Source organism: Henriciella pelagia, from assembly GCF_002088945.1.
Classification (GTDB): Bacteria; Pseudomonadota; Alphaproteobacteria; order Caulobacterales; family Hyphomonadaceae; genus Henriciella; species Henriciella pelagia.
This window is the reverse complement of sequence record NZ_NCSU01000011.1, coordinates 729396-749517: the sequence shown is the minus strand read 5'-3', so window position 1 is coordinate 749517 and position 20122 is coordinate 729396. Positions and strand designations below refer to the sequence as shown.

19 protein-coding genes are annotated in these 20122 nt (G+C 59.8%); 11 read left to right on the top strand and 8 right to left on the bottom strand.

All coding sequences use genetic code 11. The annotated features are described in order from the left end of the window. Window positions 1-2: 2 nt before the first annotated feature. Genes B8746_RS13065 through B8746_RS13055 form a run of 3 tightly spaced genes read right to left on the bottom strand, consistent with a single transcriptional unit; the run spans window position 3 to window position 3001 of the window. Window positions 3-443 carry a hypothetical protein gene (locus B8746_RS13065; protein ID WP_084394089.1) on the bottom strand — a complete coding sequence of 147 codons (441 nt, stop codon included), beginning with the start codon at window positions 441-443 and terminating at the stop codon, window positions 3-5. Continuing rightward, the gene (locus B8746_RS13060; RefSeq protein WP_084394088.1) at window positions 444-1991 is read right to left on the bottom strand and encodes a mechanosensitive ion channel family protein; all 1548 of its coding nucleotides are present in this window, start codon (window positions 1989-1991) and stop codon (window positions 444-446) included. Further along, a complete protein-coding gene (locus tag B8746_RS13055; protein WP_084394087.1) occupies window positions 1982-3001 on the bottom strand; it encodes a zinc transporter ZntB in 1020 nt (339 codons plus the stop codon). The genes B8746_RS13060 and B8746_RS13055 overlap by 10 nt, the downstream gene beginning before the upstream one ends. A 315-nt stretch (window positions 3002-3316) precedes the next feature. Here B8746_RS13055 and argF point away from each other — a divergent pair, with 315 nt between their 5' ends. From argF to B8746_RS13035, 4 genes are all read left to right on the top strand, one after another. Then, window positions 3317-4243 carry an ornithine carbamoyltransferase gene (argF, locus tag B8746_RS13050; protein ID WP_084394250.1) on the top strand — a complete coding sequence of 309 codons (927 nt, stop codon included), beginning with the start codon at window positions 3317-3319 and terminating at the stop codon, window positions 4241-4243. A 73-nt stretch (window positions 4244-4316) separates the two neighbouring features. Beyond that, entirely contained in the window at window positions 4317-5018 is a 702-nt protein-coding gene (locus B8746_RS13045; RefSeq protein ID WP_084394086.1) for a hypothetical protein, read from the top strand. A gap of 94 nt (window positions 5019-5112) precedes the next feature. Continuing rightward, window positions 5113-5838, top strand: coding sequence for a DUF3307 domain-containing protein (locus B8746_RS13040; protein WP_084394085.1), 726 nt, complete (start codon window positions 5113-5115; stop codon window positions 5836-5838). Between the two features lie 113 nt (window positions 5839-5951). Then, a complete protein-coding gene (locus B8746_RS13035) occupies window positions 5952-7052 on the top strand; it encodes a Zn-dependent alcohol dehydrogenase (protein ID WP_084394084.1) in 1101 nt (366 codons plus the stop codon). On the opposite strand, the gene B8746_RS13030 is transcribed toward B8746_RS13035, so the two are convergent. Further along, window positions 7049-7912, bottom strand: coding sequence for a hypothetical protein (locus B8746_RS13030; protein ID WP_084394083.1), 864 nt, complete (start codon window positions 7910-7912; stop codon window positions 7049-7051). The two genes, B8746_RS13035 and B8746_RS13030, sit on opposite strands and share 4 nt — an antisense overlap. 160 nt (window positions 7913-8072) lie before the next feature. On the opposite strand from B8746_RS13030, the gene B8746_RS13025 reads away from it, so the two are divergent. Beyond that, a complete protein-coding gene (locus B8746_RS13025; protein WP_158084634.1) occupies window positions 8073-9305 on the top strand; it encodes an AI-2E family transporter in 1233 nt (410 codons plus the stop codon). Here B8746_RS13025 and B8746_RS13020 read toward each other — a convergent pair whose 3' ends face one another. Then, window positions 9306-10628: an MFS transporter gene (locus tag B8746_RS13020; protein WP_084394081.1), complete on the bottom strand. Its 1323-nt coding sequence runs from the start codon at window positions 10626-10628 to the stop codon at window positions 9306-9308. A gap of 132 nt (window positions 10629-10760) precedes the next feature. On the opposite strand from B8746_RS13020, the gene B8746_RS13015 reads away from it, so the two are divergent. The 3 genes from B8746_RS13015 (at window position 10761) to B8746_RS13005 (ending at window position 13450) form a co-directional block, all read left to right on the top strand. Further along, window positions 10761-11522, top strand: a complete 762-nt coding sequence (locus tag B8746_RS13015) for a hypothetical protein (RefSeq protein WP_143434596.1) — start codon at window positions 10761-10763, stop codon at window positions 11520-11522. A gap of 50 nt (window positions 11523-11572) precedes the next feature. Continuing rightward, the gene (locus B8746_RS13010; protein WP_084394079.1) at window positions 11573-12172 is read left to right on the top strand and encodes a YqaA family protein; all 600 of its coding nucleotides are present in this window, start codon (window positions 11573-11575) and stop codon (window positions 12170-12172) included. Window positions 12173-12247: 75 nt separating this feature from the next. Then, complete coding sequence (locus B8746_RS13005; RefSeq protein WP_084394078.1) at window positions 12248-13450, top strand: serine hydrolase domain-containing protein; 1203 nt, start codon at window positions 12248-12250, stop codon at window positions 13448-13450. Here B8746_RS13005 and B8746_RS13000 read toward each other — a convergent pair whose 3' ends face one another. Continuing rightward, window positions 13451-15475 (bottom strand): putative bifunctional diguanylate cyclase/phosphodiesterase, encoded by a 2025-nt coding sequence (locus tag B8746_RS13000; protein WP_084394077.1) that lies wholly within the window; start codon window positions 15473-15475, stop codon window positions 13451-13453. Between the two features lie 164 nt (window positions 15476-15639). Here B8746_RS13000 and B8746_RS12995 point away from each other — a divergent pair, with 164 nt between their 5' ends. Together B8746_RS12995 and B8746_RS12990 are read left to right on the top strand one after the other, a co-directional pair. Continuing rightward, window positions 15640-16560, top strand: a complete 921-nt coding sequence (locus B8746_RS12995) for an Hsp33 family molecular chaperone HslO (protein WP_233124259.1) — start codon at window positions 15640-15642, stop codon at window positions 16558-16560. 277 nt (window positions 16561-16837) lie between these two features. Next, window positions 16838-17854 carry an NADP-dependent oxidoreductase gene (locus tag B8746_RS12990; protein WP_084394249.1) on the top strand — a complete coding sequence of 339 codons (1017 nt, stop codon included), beginning with the start codon at window positions 16838-16840 and terminating at the stop codon, window positions 17852-17854. A 4-nt stretch (window positions 17855-17858) separates the two neighbouring features. Here the strand turns inward: B8746_RS12990 and B8746_RS12985 are convergent, their stop codons facing one another. Then, complete coding sequence (locus B8746_RS12985) at window positions 17859-18407, bottom strand: 1-acyl-sn-glycerol-3-phosphate acyltransferase (RefSeq protein ID WP_158084633.1); 549 nt, start codon at window positions 18405-18407, stop codon at window positions 17859-17861. Between the two features lie 170 nt (window positions 18408-18577). After that, complete coding sequence (locus B8746_RS17265; RefSeq protein ID WP_188657359.1) at window positions 18578-18730, bottom strand: hypothetical protein; 153 nt, start codon at window positions 18728-18730, stop codon at window positions 18578-18580. 125 nt (window positions 18731-18855) lie between these two features. Here B8746_RS17265 and B8746_RS12980 point away from each other — a divergent pair, with 125 nt between their 5' ends. Continuing rightward, window positions 18856-20082 (top strand): DNA-packaging protein, encoded by a 1227-nt coding sequence (locus B8746_RS12980; RefSeq protein WP_084394074.1) that lies wholly within the window; start codon window positions 18856-18858, stop codon window positions 20080-20082. The last annotated feature ends 40 nt before the right edge of the window (window positions 20083-20122 follow it).

The following is a 20122-nucleotide window of genomic DNA, read 5'->3' as shown; positions in this document are numbered from 1 at the left end:
AGCTAAAGCGTAGCAGGATCTCTATCGAAGAATTCGGAAAGGGAATTGACGCCCTTCCGCTTTGCCATCTGGTACTGATATTGGACCGCATTGCAGGCATCAATGAACGGTAGAATGATCGTCGACGCAGCCACAAGCCCGGATGCCCGCAGTGGATAGTCGGCAGCAAGCGTCGTTAGTACGAAAAAGACGATGAAGCTGGAGACGCACGCCAGACCTGCCAAAAGCATGAGTTTGTATTTGAATGGTATCCTCAAGAGCGGACTTAGGGAACTCGCTATCGACGCAGGCAGAAGCGCGATCATCCACAGGCCGAACGTGAAACTGGGACCAAAGAATGGATAGGAAATTAGTGTCGGCAGAATATTTATTCCGGCGACCCAGAAAAGCGTTCGCCATTCGAGCCGGAAAACGCCCCTGCCGTGTGACGAACCCTCCGCCATTTAGTCGCCTGCATCCCCGTCATCGCCATCATTCAGCGCGCTCGAACCGCCGGATGGTTCGGCGTTCCCTGAGGGCTTTGTGTCGTGCTCGGGCGGCGCCGGTGTCGGCTTGGTGTCACTGACCTTTGCGCCGTCCTTGAGCATGGTGAACTCGCCGACATTGCGGAAGTTGATGTCGCGCTGCGGGAAGGGGATCTCGATCTCATACTTGTAGAGCGCGGTGTGTAGCTCCCAATAGTAATCGGCCTTCACACGGGACGGCTTTTTCACCGCTTCTTCGGTGAGCCAGACGACCAGTTCGAAGTCGAGGGCCGAGTCGCCAAAACCGGTTAGCCAGACCTGCGGTTCACGGCCCGGGATGCCGCTGAAGGTCCACGGCACAGCGTCTGCGGCTTCGAGGGCGGCCTTCTTCACAAGGTCCTTGTCGGTGCCATAGGCGACACCGAATTCGATGCGCATACGGCGGCGGGCATCGCGCAGCGTCCAGTTGATGACCTGCGCCTTGATGAACTCTTCATTGGGGACGAGGATGTCGACATTGTCGTTGGTGGTGACCAGCGTGGAGCGGACATTGATCTCCTTTACAAGGCCAGTCACGCCGGATTGTAGCTCGATGAAATCGCCGACCTTTATTGACCGCTCGAACAGGATGATGATGCCTGAAATGAAATTCGAGAAGATTGCCTGAAGGCCGAAACCGATACCAACACCGAGGGCGCCGCCAAAGACGGTCAGCGCTGTCAGATTGACGCCGAGGGTCGACAGCGCGATCAGGATGGCCGCGGCCATGAAGCCGATCTTCAGCACCTGGCCGAGCAGGCCCGCCATGGAAGGGTTCAGCTGCTTGGTCGAGGCGAGCTGCGACTGCGCCGCATCACCAGCCAGCCGCCCGATCCACAGCGCCACGATGGCAATGAAGATCGAGGTGATCACCCGTAGCGCCGTGACTTTCACGCCGCCAACCGAAAAGGCCGCCGCATTGAGCGCGCCAGTGACCGGATCAAGCAGGCGCAGGATATAGAGCGCAGCGATCGTCCAGGCGAGCACGGCAATAAAGGTCTGCCAGAAGCCGGGCTTCATGTTCGAAGTCACGAACCTCACCACGATCCAGGCATTGAGCAGGCTGGCCGCCACGCGCAGCCCGGCATTGGGCAGGCCGATTGCATCGAAAACCGCTGTAGCGATCCAGAGGAAGACGACGGTGAAGGCCGGCCAGACGATGCTGGAGAGCGAATGCGTCAGGCGCTGGATGATGTCCTTGTGCTCGCGCGCTTCAGCCGTCTTGCGCAGCCGGCCTGCCGGATAGCGCGACAGCACGTAAGCGAGCAATATTGCACCGACAACAGCACAAGCCTGCCAGAGCGAGCCCCACGATATGAAGTTTTGCTGGAAGCTTTCGAAGCCGTCGATGGCCTGCTGCTTGAGACTCGCCCAGTCAAGGTGGGACTCGACCAGGTCGTCCTCGTCTGCGGGGGTGGAGCCGGTTGCCGGGGCCTCCGGGTCGACAGACTGCTGGGCGAATTGAATAAGCGATCCGGTCACAGCCATTTGAGTTTCCTGAATATCCAGAATTGAAGGCCTATCATAAGGGCCAGCATGCCGACGGTGATCCAGAAGGCATAGCCGGAATCAACGCCAGGCATGCCGCCGACATTGATGCCGAGCAGGCCGGTTATGAAGCCGAGTGGCAAGAAGATCGCCGCTACGATCGACAGCATGTACATGGTCTGGTTCATCTTCGCGGCGGCCCGATTGTTAAGGTCATCCTGCAGGACGAGCGCGCTCTCCTTGGAGACGTCGAGATCGTCCAGATAGCGTTGCAGGCGTTCGCCGGTCTCGCGGATACCTGTCAGGTTTTTCTCCGACAGCCATGCCGGCGGATCGCGCTGGATGACCAAAAACGCATCTCGCTGAGGGGACATGTACCGCTTCAGGGCGAGGCAGTTGCGGCGGATGTCGGCGATTTCGGTCAGCAGGTCATCGATGTCGCTGTCGGCGTCGTCTTCCATCTCGTCGATGCGCTCATTCATCTCGACAATGGCGCGGTTCATCTTCACCACCATCTGCTCGACAAGATCCGTGAAGAGGTCGCCCGCGGTGTGCGGACCTGCGTCGTCGGTCAGCCGTGCGAAGATATCCCGAGGGGTCTGGAGCCTGCGACGCCTGAGCGTGATCAGGCGGTTGCCATCACACCAGATCTGCATGGCAATCATGTCTTCCGGCTCGGCACCTGGATTGAAGTTGATGCCGCGCAGGACGGTGATGAGCGCTTCGCCTTCCTTGAAGGCTCGAGGGCGGGTCTCATTGGACAATAGAAGCTCTGCCGTGGCCTCGTTCAGGTTGAGCTTGTTTTCCAGCCAGGTGTCGAGCCCGTCATGGACGCGATCAAGGTGCAGCCAGAGCGTCTGTGCGTCGCCTGAGGGTTGCCAGTCCATTGCCGTCGCCCAGTCGACCGTGGAGCAGCCGCCCTGACCGTCAAGGATGCAGCCAAACAGAAGCGGGCCGTCGGCGGGCGGATCATCCGGGGAACTCGGCGTCTCTGGCGTGGCGTCCTTCATCGTCAGGAGTTTAGGCTAGAACCGCTGCGAGACAAGCAGAAGCCGACCTCGCTCATGAGGGCGGTGCGCAGGCGAGCTCGGAGGCCGGTCATTGGTCCGTCCCTGGCTTCCTCAGCCTGTCGGAAACAGACCATAGCCTGTAGCACTCAATCCATGGGTGAAGCCACACATGCCTGTGTTGCTCGACTGATAGGAAATTCGCGGTTGTGTGTCTGGTTCCCGCACAGGCGAATTTATGCGCTGACCTATGCAGCGACCGGATTTTACATTAAGGCGCGGCCTTTGGTTTTCCTGAGACGGCAGGAGGTTTCGGCGGTGGCGATACGACATTTTCTCGATCTCTGGCAACTCGAAGCAAGCGAGCTTCGGGCAATTCTGGACGAGGCGCATGCAGCGAAACGGGCGCGTGACGGCTGGCCGAAGGGGCTGGTGGACGAGGGTGCACCGCTTGACGGGCATATCCTCGCAATGATCTTCGAGAAGTCCTCGACGCGGACACGCACCAGCTTTGACGTCGGGATCCGTCAGCTCGGTGGCTCGAGCATTGTCCTTAATGCTGGCGACATGCAACTTGGGCGCGGCGAGAGCATCGGTGATACGGCCCGCGTCCTGTCACGCTATGTCGACATGATCATGATCCGCGCAAACGATCATACCGATGTCGAGGATTTCGCCGATGCGGCAACGGTGCCAGTGATCAATGGCCTGACAGACCGCTCACATCCGTGCCAGATCATGGCGGACTTGATGACGCTGGAGGAACATGGCCTGGAGCTGAAGGGGGCGCGGCTGGCATGGGTCGGTGACGGTAATAATGTCTGCTCCAGCTTCATTCACGCTGCGCCAAAATTCGGCTTCACGCTCGCGATCGGTACGCCGGACCGCTATGCCCCGGACGAGGATGATGTCGAGCTTGCACGAGAGATGCAGGGCCGGATCGAACTGTTCGACACCGCCGAAGACGCGGTCGAAGGCGCAGACGTCGTGATCGCCGATACATTCGTCTCGATGGGCGATGTGGATGCTGAGGAGCGGCTTGAAGAGCTTGAAGCCTATGCCGTCACCGAAGAACTGATGGACCTTGCTCAGACAGGCGCGAAGTTCCTGCACTGTCTGCCAGCCCACCGCGGCGAAGAGGTCGACAGTGAGGTGATCGACGGGCCGAATTCGCTGGTGTTCGATGAGGCGGAAAACCGCCTTCACGCGCAGAAGGCAATCATGCGCTGGTGCGCGGGCAAGTAACTGACCGATCTTGACATATTAAAAAGACTGTCATATACAAGACAGTGTATTTTTGCTGTCAAAGGGTTGGGTCGTGTCCACTCCGCAATCTGCTCCTGCAGTTTATGCCGTCCTGACCGGAGACATCATCGCATCCAGCGGCATGTCGGCCGAGACCCTGTCCGGGGTTCGAGCGGGGCTGCAAGAAGCGGCTGAAGTCTTTTGCAATGGATACAAGAGCTCGGTCGAAGCCCGGATGGACCGGGCCGCGGATATCGACATGTATCGCGGTGATGGCTGGCAGCTGCTTTTAACCGAGCAGGCGCTCGCCCTCAGGCTGGCGCTCTTCCTGCGGGCCACCTTGCGGGCGAAACATGGAGCCGACACGCGCATCGCGATCGCAGTGGGTGGATGTGACGAGATCAATGGCGAAAAGCTTTCCCTGTCCGTCGGTGAGGCATTCACGCTGTCTGGTCGTGCCCTGGAAGGAATGACGGGCTATTTCGACATGACAGCGGTGCTGCCTGAGCGCGCCGGCGCCATGACGCGATGGGTCGCGGCCAGTCTGCACCTTGCCAGCGAGATCGTGCGCGGCTGGACGCGTCGCCAGTCGGAAGTTGCCGCGCTTGCTCTGCTGCACCCGAATGCCACACATGAAGACCTGTCGCGAATGCTGGACCCGCCGGTCGCCAAGCAGACGGTGACGGCATCGCTGGGCGGGGCTGGCTGGCGCGCACTGCTGGAGGCACTGGCGGCGTTTGAGGAGACTGACTGGCAGGTCGAGCTGGCCGCATAGGTTTTCCCAGGCAGAGATTTTTCGAACCAGAAAAAGGGCTGTCAGCGCGCAGACAAACCGATAGACTTGTCAGGAGCGGAGGCGGGAGGGCCGAATGACAGAGACACTCATCGCTCTCCTGTGCGCGCATCTCGTCGCTGATTTTCCGCTGCAGCCGGGCCTCGTCATTCGCAACAAGCGCAACCCGCTGGTTCTGGCCGGGCACGCACTCATCGTCCTGGCGGTCACCGTCCTGCTGCTTGGCGCCGCACCGACCTTGCTACTGTTCATCCTGCTGGCGACACATATCGCCATGGATGCGGTGAAGACCTGGCTCCTGCCGGACAGGCTGTGGGCGTTCGGTCTCGACCAGCTGGTGCATATCGCAGTCATCCTGGGGCTCGCCATTGCCTGGCCGGACATGGTGCCGACCGGCAGCTGGTCGACACTGCCTGCCGATGGGTATGCCTTTTACATCGCGAGCCTGATTGTAGTGAGCGGCATCATCCTGACCGTACAAGTCGGTGCGATCGTCATCCGGCTCGCCGTGCGCGATATCGATGCCGGAGTGAGCGATGCGGGCCTACCAAACGGCGGCTTCCTGATCGGTTGCCTTGAGCGCGGTCTGATCATGATCCTCTTCTTCATCGGACAGCCGGCGGGAGTCGGCTTCCTGATCGCCGCCAAATCGATCCTGCGCTTTGGCGAAATCCAGAAGAATGAGCGCAAGATGAGCGAGTATATCATTATCGGCACCTTCATGAGCTTTAGCTGGGGGCTGCTGATGTCGGCGGCGACCTGGCATGGCGCGTCTCACTGGTTGAGACTGTCACGGCTTTAGGGGAGGGCCTCGGGTTTGGCCTGGTTTCCCCTGCGGCCCCACTGGTCAGTGGCAAGGCCTTGATCCACAGTCCTCCAGAACGCCGACAGAGCGGATAACAGGAGGAAGACTAAATGAAAGCTGCCGTCATGCGGGAGGCGAACAAGCCTCTTTCCATCGAGGATGTCACGATTTCAAAGCCCGGCCCGCGCGAGGTGCTTGTACGGCTCAAGGCTGTAGGTGTGTGCCACTCCGATGTGCACTTCTGGGATGGTGCGTTTCCGACCGAGATGCCGGTCATCCTCGGGCACGAAAGCGCCGGAATCGTGGAAGAGGTAGGCTCCATGGTTTCGGCCGTGAAGCCCGGCGACCATGTCGTCTCCATCCTTTCGCCATTCTGCGGGAACTGCGAGTTCTGCCTGTCGGGCCACATGTCCGTCTGCCACACCGTGAACCGACCGCTTTTCAATCGCGAGCCGACCGAGGCGCCGCGTCTCTCTATCGGCAAGGAGAAAGTGAACCAGTTTTTGAACCTCTCTTCCTTCGCCGAGCAGATCCTGGTGCATGAGAACACGCTTTGCGCGATTGATCCGGAAATGCCGATGGACCGGGCCGCTCTGATTGGGTGCGGCGTCATCACAGGTGTGGGGTCGGTTTTCCATGCTGCCAAGGTGGAGCCAGGTTCGACAGTGGCCGTAATTGGCTGTGGCGGTGTCGGCCTGTCGACCATCAATGGTGCCGCGATTGCAGGAGCGTCCCGGATCATCGCGGTCGACCTGTCGGATGACAAGCTGAAGATGGCCAGGACGTTTGGCGCGACCGATTTCGTCAATCCAAAGAATGGAAACCCGGTCGAGCAGGTCAAGGAGCTGACGGGCGGTGGTGTCCATTACTCGTTCGAATGCATTGGCCTCAAGCTGACGGCTGAGCAGTCCTATCTGATGCTTCGACCGCGCGGTGTGTCTACCATCATTGGCATGATCCCGCCCGGCGTGAACATTGAGGTGCCGGGCATCGAACTGCTGGTGACCGAAAAACGCCTGCAGGGCGCGGTGATGGGCTCGAACCGGTTCCGGATCGACTTCCCGCGCCTTATCGACCTCTACAAGCAGGGGCGGCTGCATCTCGATGATCTGGTGTCCGACCGGATCGGTCTCGACGGCCTGACCGGTGCGCTTCAGAACCTCAAGGACAATAAGGGCACTGTTGCCCGGCAAGTCGTTCTGTTCGACTAGCCGCGTTTCAGCGCTGACACGAGGGCGCGCGTTGCGGGCTGTCTCATTTCCGGATGGGCCGCGATCAGACGCGCGAGCGTTTCACGCTCCTCGCGCGTGTTTCCGAGATCGTAGAGCCAGGCGGCTTTTGCCATGCCGCGAAGCTGATCCGCTGACGGCTCCGGTGCGCCGGTTACGTCGCTGTCCCATCGGCCGGCATGGAAGGAATATGTGACCTTGTCGTCGGCATTCGCGATCAGGAACAGAAAGCCGGACGGGGCCGATACATTCTTGATCCGAGCGTCGGGGATAAGGCCCAGCCAGTCCTGGTTCTGCTGCCACCGCCAGGTGTTCGGGCTGTTCTTGGTGCGATGCGTGAGTCCAATAATCCGCAAACGCCGCTGCACCGCATTCCAGTCGGTTGCAGTCTCGCGCGCCATGCGGTTAAGCACGCTCACCAGAGCCTCCATCGTCCCGCCATAGGCGATGAAATCGACAAGCGCGACGGGTCTCTGAGATGCGGCCAGCGCCTGTGGGGACAACCCGTTCGCTGCGAGGGCTTCGGCAAGACCGGAGAATTTGTGCGCGGCTATCGCGTCGACACCCCCTTCGCCGACCCAGCGCATCGAGAATGGGATGAGAGACAGGTCGGGCGTATCTGATATGCCTTCAAAACAGCCAGACAGGTAATCGTAGAAGTTCTCTGGCGAGCGACCGACAAAGGCGAGGTCTGCCCCATTGCTGAAAGCGAGAATTCGGGCTGCGGCGTTGCGCAGGGCTGACAGGTCATCGCGGTGCGGCGGGTGGAAGCGGTCAGCTCGGTCCAGCCAGGTGCCAAGCTGTTCGCGCTTTGCAAAGTTCCAGCGAAAAGGTTTGGCCATGCGCCCCGTCCCGATCCCGAGGGGAGCAGTATTCCGCCAGGCGACGATATCCTCAAGAGAAAGCCCGGACATGTAAGCGGAACTGATCGTGCGATCTCGTCGTTAGTCCGTCATGCTTGCGATCCGGCGGGGCATCATTGAAAGTCGGGACACAACAGATTTGAAACGGGGATTTCTATCAGCCCAACCGGGCACCGCTTACACACACTGGTCGATTATCGGGCTCTTTGTCCTCGCGGCGATTGTTGCGCTCGCCTATGCGCAGGCCTTCTTCATTCCCGTCGTGTTCGCGATTCTGATTGCTCTTATCCTCAGTCCGATCCGCAGGGCACTTGGCGGTGTCGGTATTTCTCCGCCATTTGCCGCGGCGCTGATCATGACGCTGCTGTGCACAGCAGGGGTGGTGACGCTTTTCCTTATCTCGAACTCCCTTGCGACCCTGCTCAGCGATGAACCGCAGCTGATGAACAAGGTGAGGGAGCGGATAGACCATCTGACGGGCGTGCTTGAACCGGTGCGCCAGGCCGGCGAACAGCTGGAAGCGATGCAGCAGAATGGTGCTGCCAATGCACCTGAGCGTGTCGTTGTTCGCGAAGAGGGGGTGTTCAGTCTCTGGGCGGAAACGACGCCCTATGTCCTTGGCCAGATCATGCTGGCCATTGTGCTCGCAACCTTTCTCATCGCCTCGGGCGACATGTTCTACGAAAAGCTCGTTCAGGTCATGCCGACGACCTCTGCCAAGGAGAAATCCCTGAAAATCGCGCGGGAGATGGAAAACCAGCTGTCGACCTATTTCCTGACGATCACCGCAATCAATATGGTGCTGGGAGTGCTGATTGGCCTCGCCATGTGGCTGCTGGGCATGCCGGACCCGGTCTTCTTCGGGGTGGCCGCTTTCGCCCTGAATTTCATCCCCTATATCGGCTCGATCTTCGGGATCATCCTCGCATTCGTGATGGGTATCGTGACCTATGAGAATATCTGGATGTCGCTTGCCCCGCCATTTGCCTATTGGCTGATCAATACGATTGAAGGCCAGTTCGTCACACCCGTTGCGGTAGGACGCCGCCTGCGGCTGAATGCGGTTGCAGTCTTCATCTCGCTCGCGTTCTGGGCCTGGCTCTGGTCGTTTGTCGGCATGTTCCTGTCGACGCCCATGCTGATCGCGCTCAAGGCGTTTTCCGAGCGCACGCCGCAGCTTGCCTGGCTGAACACGTTCCTCGAAGGCCGTAAGCCCTGCGAAACCGATGACCTGTCTGTCATGAGTAGCGTCATGGACCCGCAAAGCGATGCATGTTCACAGAATGACGAGACCGGGGCGGCCGAATCGAAAGACGGCGCGCCTGATGAAATGGTCCTTGAAGGCGACAGGCCCGCGCCAGCGCTGACCTGATCATCCGGCAGATGTGGGCTCGTTCTCCTGAACCTCTTCAAGCCCCAGCGCCGCCAGTACAGCCAGTGCACTCATCGCCGCCAGCACCATCAGCACCGTCTCGAGGCCAGCGAGCTGAGCAAGAAGGCTGAATGCGCTGCCGAGGAGCAGGAGCAGGCCGATGATCGTATTGGAAAGCGCCGTGTAAGCAGCACGTGTGTCTGCATTTGCCATGTCGACGAGATGGGTGGAACGGCCGAGGCGAACGCCCTGATAGGCGATCATCAGGGCAAAGATTGTGAGCGGCAACGCCCAGACTTGTGTCAGCCAGCCCAGAGCATTCAGGATGAGCGTTCCGATGAGCGCGATCGAAGCGGCAGCGGCCGAGAGGATCAGGACCTTGCGGCTGGATCGGTCAGCCAGGCGTCCCCACACATATGAGCTCAGAAGGGCAGCACCCGAGGAGGCAAGGACGAGCAGGCCGAGGCCGCCGAACATGTCATCAGCGGCCTGCTTCGAGCCAAGTGCAACCATGAAGGGCGGCGCGAGCGCCGTCGAGATAAGCAGGCCGCGGGTTGCGATAAAGCGTCTGAGCTGGACGTCGTCACGCAGCAGTGTGAAGTTCTGCAGGGCGGCCTTGAGTGGATTGCGTCCGCCTTCCGTCGCACCGCTTTCTTCCTGCAGCGTGGAAAACAGGATGGCGGCAAAGGCCCAGAGTGCACCTGCCAGAAACAGGGCTGCAACCACCACATCCATTCGCTCAAGAAACCCGCTCGCCAGGACGGCGCCAAAGATGATCACGAAAAAAGCCGACGCCGAAGTGGCGGTTCCAGTGGCTGTACCACGTCTCGACTTGGATACGGTTTTTCCGAGTACATCCTTGTAGGTGACGGAGCATACGCTGCGCGCAAGCGCGAGAACCGCCAGTGCCGAAATGATGGCGATGCCGGCGGCCACCCCTTCCAGCATCAATGCGGAAATACCGATTGCAATGGCGCACAGACCCTGCACGATGCTGCCGGCGGTCCAGGCATATTTGCGGAGCGGCAATCGGCGAAGGCTCGCTGCGGTGAACAGCTGTGGCAGCAGGGCACCGGACTCCCGAACCGGAACGAGCAGGCCAATGAAGACTGCTGGCGCGCCCAGTTGTGTCAGTAACCACGACAGGACGAGCTTCGGGTCAATCAGGCCATCGGCCGTCTTCGTCGCGCCGAGAGAGACGATGTGGGTGAAGAAGTTGCGGGGCTGGTGATTGCAGGCGCTTTCCGGAATGTCGAGGCATACGCGACCTTCGTCCTCCGAAGTCAACATCCGGTACACCGTATCGAGAGTGGAATTGCTCAAGGTCTGTATCCGCGCAAATGTCGTTAATCCGTGATGCACTTAGTGCGGCTGAGCGCGGCGACAAATCGCCGTATCCGTCGCATGTCATTTTTGTGACAATTGGGCGCGAGTCGTGTTATCGGGCGTATGCGGATGAAGGATGTACAGTTCATGTTCAAGGTCTCCACTCTTGCTTCGTGCGCCATGGGAACCCTCGCGGCAGGCGGCGTGTTCATCCAGCCGGCAGAAGCGCAGAATACCAGTAGCGTTTCCGGCCCCAACGTGAAGGAGGGCGAACGGAGCCTGGAATACCGGTCGGCATGGGTGCCGGCAGAAGATGGGGCAGATGACCGCTTTGGCCACCGCCTTGGCTATAACCATGCGATTGATGGCCGAAAACGCCTAACGGTTTTTGTGCTGGGAAGGGATCGCGGTGGACCGGATGGACTTGAATATGAATACGTGCAAGCGGAGCTGGCCCTGCAGCTCAGCGAGGAAGATGCGGCATTCTGGTCTACCGGCATCCGTGTTGATGCGCGGCTTGGGAATGGTGACGGCCCTGAGCAGATCGGGGTGAACTGGACGAATGAGTTCAAACTGTCTGACCGTTTGAGTGCGCGTCTGATGGGGCTCAGCGCAGTGGAGTTCGGCGACAGGGCAGACGACGGTGTAAAATTCGCGGCGCGCGCACAGCTGGCCTATGACCTTGGCGAGGGCATGAGTGTTGCGCTGATGAGCTTCAACTCCCTCGGCTCTTCAGAGGATTTCGGGCTTGAAGGTCGTAGCCAGCAGCTCGGTGCCACGGTCTCAGGAAAGCTGGATGGCGGCTGGAGCTGGACGGCCGGAAACCTGTTCGGCCTGAACGAAGCGACACCTGACAATGATGTCCGTTTCTGGATCTCGCGCGCCTTCTAGGAACTGGTAATTCGGTCGGAACGCAGACGCGCCCGCGTCGTTGAGTTCACATGTCCGAAACAGGCCAAGCGAACAAGCGCTCATTGCGACGCGTCGTATCAGACTGGGGGGAAGGCCCATGGTCGCTGCCGCTCGCAACGCTGATCGGTTTTATCGAAAACACGATAATTGTTGTGCCGATGGAGCCGATCTTCGTGCCGTTGATGGCATTGAAACGCAAAAAGGCCTTTCTGGTCGCGGCTGCCCTTCTACTCGGCAATGTACTCGGGGGGCTTGTGATGTACTGGCTGGGTGCAGTGTTCGCAGAAGAGGCCATACGCCCCATCGTCTCCATGCTGGATGCGGAGCGTTCGTATCATGAGGTGATGTCAAAACTGGAGTCAGATGGCTTCATGACGCTCTTCATGATCGGCGTGACGCCGTTTCCATTCCAGGTCGGTACGGCGGCGGCGGGGGCCGCTGGCTACTCTATCATCATGTTCATTGTGGCGGTGACGATCTCGCGCTCCATTCGCTATTTCGCCCTGGCCGGGCTGGTTGTTCTGGTTGGGCAGCGTGCGGAGGAAGTGCTCGAACAGCATGAACTGGAACTCACCATTGTCGGCATCATCCTGTTTGCCTTCTTTGTCGGCTATTTCTTCTTTTTCTGATCAGTTGCCGCAAGGGCGCTCTTGAAAGTGCTGGTCACTTCCAAAACAGTCGCGGAAAAGGACAGGAGGAAGGCTATGGCGAGTACCGTTCAGGGAAGCTGCGACCCAAAGTTCAGTGAGTTAAAGGACGAATTCGAACGCAACTTTGCCGAGCGTGGGGAAAAGGGGGCTTCGGTCTGCCTGAGCGTGAATGGGGAGACCCTTGTCGATCTGTGGGGCGGTGTTGCTGATGTCGACAGCGGCGAGCGCTGGCGCGAGGATACAGTGTCGGTTGTCTTTTCCTGCACCAAGGCGGCCACCGCGCTCTGCGCGCATATCCTCATTGACCGGGGCCAGCTGGAGCTGAAGGCGCCCGTATCGAAATACTGGCCTGAGTTCGCCAAGAACGGGAAGGAAAACACGACGGTCCAGATGATGCTGAACCATGAGAGCGCGATTCCGGCGCTTCGTGAGCCAGTGAAGGAGAAGGGCTTTCTCGACTGGGACTATATGATCAGGCGGATGGAAGATGAGGAAGCCTGGTGGGAGCCTGGCACCCGGAATGGCTATCACATGGTCAATTTCGGCTGGACGGTTGGAGAACTCGTTCGCCGCGTATCCGGCAAGTCGCTTGGCCAGTTCTTTGCCGATGAAGTGGCAGGGCCGACCGGTGCAACATTCTGGATCGGACTGCCGGATGGGCTCGACCTGCATATAGCCGACATCCTGCCTTATGTGCCGCAACCAACCGACACGCTGTCTGATTTCACCAAGCAACTGATTTCCGACCCGGCGTCCATCCAGGCCCTGTCCTTCATCAATAATGGCGGCTGGGGTGCGAATGACGCGGACGCCCACAGGGCCGAGATTGGCGGGGCAGGCGGCATCTCGAATGCGCGCGGCCAGGTGGCCATGTACACACCGCTCGCCTGCGATGACGGCTCACTGGTTTCGCATGAGCGCCTACACGCCATGACGATGGTGTCCACAGCAACGCAGCGGGATGCAACATTGCTGGTGCCGACACGCTTTGCATCAGGCTTCATGAAATCGATGGATAATCGCGGCCTTCCTGAGGGTCAGGACCAGTCCGCCATTATCGGCGAGAAGGCGTTCGGCCATGTTGGCGCAGGCGGACATATCGGTTTTGCCGACCCCGAATGCGGTCTCGCCTTCAGCTATACGATGAGCCAGATGGGCAAGAGCCTCCTGATGAATGAGCGCGGCCAGTCCCTTATCGACGCGGCTTACCGGGCGCTTGGCTACACGTCCAATGCGCCGGGTGCTTGGGTGCGCTAGCTAGACGACAGCGAGGCGAGCTGGAGGAACGTCCCGAACATCATTCTCAAACTCGATCTGCAGCACCATGTGCGTGTCGCCGGCCGAGAGCGGTTTGCTGTAATAATAGCCCTGAATGTAGACGCCGCCGAGATCGGTCACGAGGTCAAACTGCTCCTGGGTCTCCACGCCCTCGATGATGCAGTCCATTTCCAGATTTTCGCACAGGCCGAGAATTGAGCGCAGGACGTTCGCGCTCTTCTCATTCCGGGTCAGGTCACGAATGAAGCTGCGGTCGACCTTGAGGGTGTCGATGGGGAGACGATGGACATAGGCAAGGCTGGAGAAGCCTGTGCCGAAATCGTCGATGGCAATGCGGCATCCAGCGTTGCGAATGACCGCCAGCACTTCCTGGGCGCTATCAAAGTCCTTCATCACGGCTGATTCGGTGATTTCGAACATCAGCCTGTGCGATGGCATGCCGGCCCGGTCAGCTATGGAGAGCAGACGCTGGACTGGGCCAGCTGAAGTGAGGCTGATCGCAGAAAGATTGAAGCTGAGGATGAGATCAGCCGGCCAGTGGACGGCTTCGGCGACGGCCTTGCGAAACAGGACTTCGGTAAGATGCCCAATCATGCCGATATTCTCGGCGGCCTTGATAAACAGGTCCGGGCGGACGCGGCCGAGCTGCGGCGAGTACCAGCGCGCCAGTGCTTCCACTCCGCGTGAATGACCGGCAGAGAGGTCAAGGACCGGCTGGAACTCGACGGTCATTTCCTTTTCAAGATCCGCATGCCGCAGCGCCTGCTCCATGGCGCTGTTGGCAAAGATCAGACGCTCATGCTCATGAGAGAAGAAGACAGGTTCGGCCTTGGAGTGCTGCTTGGCATAGTAGAGCGCATATTCTGCGCGATCAAACAGATGGCTGCGTGTGTCTGCAGCTGTCGGGAAGCGGGCCATGCCGATTGTGGCTGTAAGGTTGGCTGAGCCTTCGTCGAAATTGAACGGCTTTTTCAGTTCCCTACAGGCGCGTCGGACCGTTTCAAGCACCTGCTCATCGGTGCCTGGCTTGCGGAACAGGAGGCCAAACTCATCACCACCGAGCCGGGCGACAGTGACGGGCTCATCTTCAAAGGCTACCTTCAGCCGCTCAGCTGTCTGCACCAGCACCTGATCGCCAGCTGGGTGACCAAAGACGTCGTTGATCGGCTTGAAACCGTCGAGATCCAGAAGGGCGACAACGAATTCCGAAGCATAGAGCTCGTGTCGCTGCACCAGTTCATCAATCTCGTGGAGGAATTGTCGGCGGTTGGACAGTCCGGTCAGACTATCGGTATTGGCGAGTTTCCTGTTCTCCTCGTTGAGGGCCTGAAGGCGCAGATGCTGACGGCGCTGCGCCTGCTTCTGGAGAATCATGCGGGTAAAGTCGCGCTCACTACTGAGCAGCAGTGTACCGAAAACGAAAGCGACCAGGGCCATGTTGAAAGCGATGGCCAGGTAGACGCTCGACTGCATCTGGACAAGGTAGATGCAGGTGGAGCCGGTCACGACGGCGAACATCAGCAAAGCGGCCTGTGGAAGGTGCATAAGACAGAATGCACAGGTCGCCGTGGTCAGGCCGATGAAGAAGATCAGCTGGGCATGATGTTCGGCGCTGCCGAATTCAAAGAAGGTCAGTCCCCACGCTGTAAAGCAGGTCGCCGTCATGCCAGTGACCCAGACCGTATTGTTCAGCCTTCTGATGATGGCAGCATCCTCTATGACGCGGTGCCAGCTCATGACGAAATGGATGGTTCGCACCAGCATGAAGGCAATGAACAATGCCGGTATCACCACTGTCATGAAGACTGGTGCGACGTCGCGATGTGTCGTGGCCAAGGCCAGCATGTTGATGGCGAGGATGCCATACATGAGCGGCAATTGACGGCTCAGGGCGCGGTAGCGTGCGCGGTTGAGTTCGGGTTCATCGCGTCTGACGACGAATATGGAGCGCAAGTTTGGAGGCAAATTCTGGCCCTCTTTTGCTTCTGCAAGGAGAGTCGGCATATTACATCCTGTTTAAACTGAGCTTTTTCAGATAGATGAGATTTTATCTATCGAATTGATACACTGCTCGGGTGCGCCCCGTCTGTGCCGGTTACAGACCCGCTCTTGTGGATCGGTTACGAGGCGACCAAATGGGCGATCAGTCAACCGATTGGACCAGACCATTGAGTTATATTTCATCCCAACCGCAGGATTTTGTCGCCTCTTTCGCGTCGGAGACCCTTCCGATTGCCGGACGTATCGTGCGTATGGGACCGGCTTCGATTTCACCGATCCTGCATCGTCATGCCTATCCCGACCAGCTGGGCGAGGTTCTTGGCGAGGCGCTGATCCTTGCAACGCTTGTCGGCTCGGGCATGAAGCTCGATGGCCGCGTGCTGACGCAGGCGGAAGGCGATGGTCCGGTTTCCATGCTGGTGGGGGAATACAGTAGCGACGGCGCTGTGCGGGCCTATTCCAGGTTCGAGCATGAGCGCTGGGCCTATCTCGAAAAGGTCAACAAGGGCGACAGGCCCCACATGCCCCAGCTTTTCGGCGCCATGGGAGCCCTCGCGCTCATAATCGTGCAGAACAAGCCGAATGTTCAGCCCTATCAGGGCGTTGTGCCGCTCGCCAAAGGCTCGCTGGCCGAATGCGCCGAGGATTATTTCCGACAGTCGGAACAGGTAGAGACCTGCCTTCTCATGGCGGCGCGCAAGGATGTAGCGGGCGAGTGGCATGGTTCGGGTATCATGATGCAGCGTATTGCCGGAGATCTCGCGCGCGGTGAGACCGAAGAGGGCTGGCGTGAAGCCAAGGCCTTGTTCTCCACGCTGACGCTGGATGAATTGATGGCTGAAGACGTGTCGGCTTCCGATCTGCTGTACCGCCTGTTCCACGAGGGTGGTGTCAGGATGGAAGCGCCAAAATCCCTCATCGACAGCTGCACCTGTAATGAGGAAAGGCTGCGCAATACGCTGGCGAGCATGCCGGACGAGTCGCTGCGCGAACTTGTCGAGCCGGATGGTACGCTGAAGATGGACTGTCAGTTCTGCGCCCGCCACTACGACATTCCAATTGATGCAGTGACAGGGTCCCTGAACTAGAAGCGGCGCGTTCTCGGGGACAGGAGAGCGCGCCGCTGGGGACTTGAAGTTCTAGCGAATAGCGCCGCGTTCTGCGGTACCTATTCAGCAGTGTGGGGCGTCACCTGTTCTCAGGCTTGCACAGGACCTATGCGCCAATCACCCAGTTGGTTCCAAATGAACTGCACATGGTATTTTTGCGCTCGTTCCGAATGGTGAGTCGGCTCCCCTGCGTCATGGCTGGTCGGGCCGGAAGCCATCTCCTACACTTCGCTGAAAATGCATGGGAGGCAAAAACATGGTCACGAACAAGGTCTGGACGTTGCGCAAGAGACCGGTCGGCGATGTCAGCGATGGGGACCTGGAACTCGAAGAAGCTCCAGTTCCGGCCGTTGGCGAGGGCGAAGTCCGCATCCGGACGCTCTTTCTGTCGCTTGATCCGACCAACCGGATCTGGATGTCCGACCGCGACCAGTACATGCCACCGGTCGAAGTTGGGGACCCGATGCGCGGCGGCGGCATTTCCATTGTCGAGGAAAGCCGGTTTGACGGGCTTCAGCCTGGTGACATCGTCAATACGGGCCTTGGCACATGGTCGCTCTACCATGTGAAGAAGGGCAGTGAAGTCACCAAGCTTCCCGCACTGCCTGGGGTGCCCCTTACGGCCTTCATGGGACCGCTCGGCATGACGGGCATGACGGCTTATTTCGGGCTGATGGATATTGGCAAGCCGAAGCCGGGTGAGACGCTGGTCGTGTCTGCAGCGGCTGGCGCTGTCGGGTCGATGGTCGGGCAGATCGGCAAGATCCAGGGCTGCCGCGTTGTCGGGATTGCCGGGTCGGACGACAAATGCAGATGGCTGACGCAGACCGCCGGTTTCGATGCCGCGATCAATTACAAGAAGGAAGACGTCGGTGCCGCGCTCGACAGGCACTGCCCGGATGGCATCGACATCAATTTTGAGAATGTCGGCGGCGAGATCATGGATACGATCCTGACGCGGCTCAACGATTTTGCGCGCATGCCGCTTTGCGGTCTCATCTCGTCATACAATGCCACCGAGCCGGTGCCGGGGCCTTACAATTTCTCGATGCTCCTGATGCGGCACGTGACGCTGAAGGGCTTTATCGTGACGGACTATATGGAGCGCTTTGCGGAAGGCATGCAGGCCATGGCAGGCTGGTTGCTGGAAGGCAAGATCAAGTTCGAGACGGACATTGTGGATGGGCTCGAGAACGCGCCAGCGTCACTGGAGCGTCTCTTCAGCGGCAAGAATCTTGGAAAGCTGGTCGTGAAGGTGTCAGACCCGGACTGAGGAATCAGTCCGGCGGCGCGTCCATGCTGAACTGGCTTTCATGCCGGCCACGTGCGTCGGCGTAATAGGCCCTTATGAGTGGCAGGTCCGCATCATAGTCTCCCGTCGGCTGAAACACGCCGGCAATGCGGATGGTCCTCGTGCCATAGTCGAGCACGCTGATGATCAGTGGGACGCGGGCCTTGACCGCAATCCGGTAGAAGCCGCTCTTCCATTCCTCGGCAGCAGAACGCGTGCCTTCGGGGGCAACGGCAAGAGTCAGACGATCGCTCTGGGCGAAGGCGGCAGCTGTCTGCTCGACAATATCCGACGCAGCCTTCCGGTCGACTGGCACGCAGCCGAGCCAGCGAATGAGCCAGCCGAACGGATTGTCGACCAGCGACTTCTTGCCCATCCACCGAAGTTTCACGCGGTAAAATGCAGCGGCGAGGATCATCCACCAGCCATCCCAGTTCGAGGTGTGCGGCGCGGCGACGAGGACAGCCTTGTCGGCATCGCCGGGCCAGTCGCCTTCAACCTTCCATCCTGAGACCGCGAGGAAGAGCGCTGACACGTTTCGCATCAGGGAAGCGAAAACGCCGGTCCGGCTCGACGGCTTCGGCCGCGACCGGGATAAAGGATTTGCTGCCGCCATGCGCGCAATGTGCGCTGAACCGTCCGGCCGCACTAGCAATCCTGACGGGAAAAGTGCTGCAATTCATCCGGGCGGTGAAAAGATTGCCGTCAGCCCTTGCGCTTGACCGCGCCCTGCAAGGTGAAGCTGAAGGCCAGTGACAGGATAAGCGGCACCCAGATTGGCAGCGTGCCCAGACCCGGTGTTTCCAGCGCCGCGGCCAGATGATCATCGACGCACCACCAGAGCGGGAAAAGGAACATGTTTGCATCCTCCGTTTGCAGCGATGCTACCCGATACGTCGCTCAGCGCAATTGGTCCGACAGGCGAAAGCCACCGGCTATAAGCGACCGATGGCGGGAAATGACCAATCAACAGGGGCTGGCTGATGACAGCGAAGTCCTGGGTTCTGACGGCGCGTCCCGTCCAGATGCCGCCGCAGGGAGACTGGCGCACCTGGCTGATGCTGGGCGGGCGGGGCGCTGGAAAGACGCGGACGGGCGCTGAATGGGTTCGCTTTGCGGCCCTCCATGGCGGCTATGGCCGGATCGCGCTGATTGCTCCGACGCTCGGAGACGCGCGTGAAGTGATGATCGAAGGCGTATCGGGCCTGCGCGCCATTGCGCGAGAGGGCGAAATGGCCCCAGCCTATGAGGTATCGCGCCGTCGTCTTGTCTGGCCGAATGGCGCCGAGGCCCATGTGTTCTCGGCCGAAGATCCAGACAGCCTCAGAGGACCGCAATTCGATGCAGCCTGGTGCGATGAGCTGGCCGCCTGGCACTATGGCCTCGACGTCTGGGACATGCTGCAGATGACGCTGCGGATCGGCGCCAATCCGCGCACGATTGCGACAACCACGCCCCGCCCGATACCGCTGATCCGGCACCTGGTGAAGGACAGCTCGGTCGCAATCTCGCGGTCGCCGACTGCCGACAATATCGAGCACTTGTCGCCCGTCTTCCTGGAGCATGTCACGTCCAGATATGCCGGAACGCAGATCGGCCTTCAGGAACTGAATGGAGAGTTGCTGGACAATGCTGACGAAGCGTTGTGGCAGCAGTGCGACCTGGATCGTGCGCATGTGTCGTCAGCGCCGGAACGGTTCAGCGACATTATCGTGGCGGTTGATCCGCCAGCCAGTTTCGGTGCCGAAGCTGATGCCTGCGGGATTGTTGCTGTCGGTACCGTGCGTGCGCCCGGTTTGCGGGAGGAATGCTATGTGCTCGATGATGCGAGCGTGCAGGGCCTCACGCCATCCGGCTGGGCGAGCCGGTGCGTCGCGACCGCAAAGTCGGTGGGCGCTCGCCGTATCGTCGCTGAATCCAATCAGGGTGGAGAGATGGTGCGCGCGGTGCTGTCTGCAGCAGGTGCGGACGTGCCCGTCGTACTGACGCATGCGAATCTGCCGAAACTGATGCGGGCCGGCCCCGTGGCTGCGCTCTACCAACAGGGGCTGGTGAAGCATGTTGGCGTGTTCGCCGCGCTCGAGGAAGAGATGCTGAGCTTCGGCACGCGGGGCTTTCGGGGCTCTCCGGATCGGCTCGACGCACTCGTCTGGGCGATCACGGCCATCACCATTCCTGCCGGTGCCGAGCCGTCTGTGCGGGCTTTTTGACGGAGTTTCCCGTCCGGTGCTGTTGCCGGGCCGCTGAAGC

Excerpts from the sequence above, each read along its gene's own strand:
- B8746_RS13065 (WP_084394089.1), bottom strand. The coding sequence starts at position 443 with ATGGCGGAGGGTTCGTCACACGGCAGGGGCGTTTTCCGGCTCGAATGG.
- B8746_RS13060 (WP_084394088.1), bottom strand. The coding sequence starts at position 1,991 with ATGGCTGTGACCGGATCGCTTATTCAATTCGCCCAGCAGTCTGTCGAC.
- B8746_RS13055 (WP_084394087.1), bottom strand. The coding sequence starts at position 3,001 with ATGAAGGACGCCACGCCAGAGACGCCGAGTTCCCCGGATGATCCGCCC.
- B8746_RS13040 (WP_084394085.1), top strand. The coding sequence starts at position 5,113 with ATGACAGAGACACTCATCGCTCTCCTGTGCGCGCATCTCGTCGCTGAT.
- B8746_RS13035 (WP_084394084.1), top strand. The coding sequence starts at position 5,952 with ATGAAAGCTGCCGTCATGCGGGAGGCGAACAAGCCTCTTTCCATCGAG.
- B8746_RS13030 (WP_084394083.1), bottom strand. The coding sequence starts at position 7,912 with ATGGCCAAACCTTTTCGCTGGAACTTTGCAAAGCGCGAACAGCTTGGC.
- B8746_RS13015 (WP_143434596.1), top strand. The coding sequence starts at position 10,761 with ATGAAGGATGTACAGTTCATGTTCAAGGTCTCCACTCTTGCTTCGTGC.
- B8746_RS13010 (WP_084394079.1), top strand. The coding sequence starts at position 11,573 with ATGTCCGAAACAGGCCAAGCGAACAAGCGCTCATTGCGACGCGTCGTA.
- B8746_RS13005 (WP_084394078.1), top strand. The coding sequence starts at position 12,248 with ATGGCGAGTACCGTTCAGGGAAGCTGCGACCCAAAGTTCAGTGAGTTA.
- B8746_RS13000 (WP_084394077.1), bottom strand. The coding sequence starts at position 15,475 with ATGCCGACTCTCCTTGCAGAAGCAAAAGAGGGCCAGAATTTGCCTCCA.
- B8746_RS12990 (WP_084394249.1), top strand. The coding sequence starts at position 16,838 with ATGGTCACGAACAAGGTCTGGACGTTGCGCAAGAGACCGGTCGGCGAT.
- B8746_RS17265 (WP_188657359.1), bottom strand. The coding sequence starts at position 18,730 with ATGTTCCTTTTCCCGCTCTGGTGGTGCGTCGATGATCATCTGGCCGCG.
- B8746_RS12980 (WP_084394074.1), top strand. The coding sequence starts at position 18,856 with ATGACAGCGAAGTCCTGGGTTCTGACGGCGCGTCCCGTCCAGATGCCG.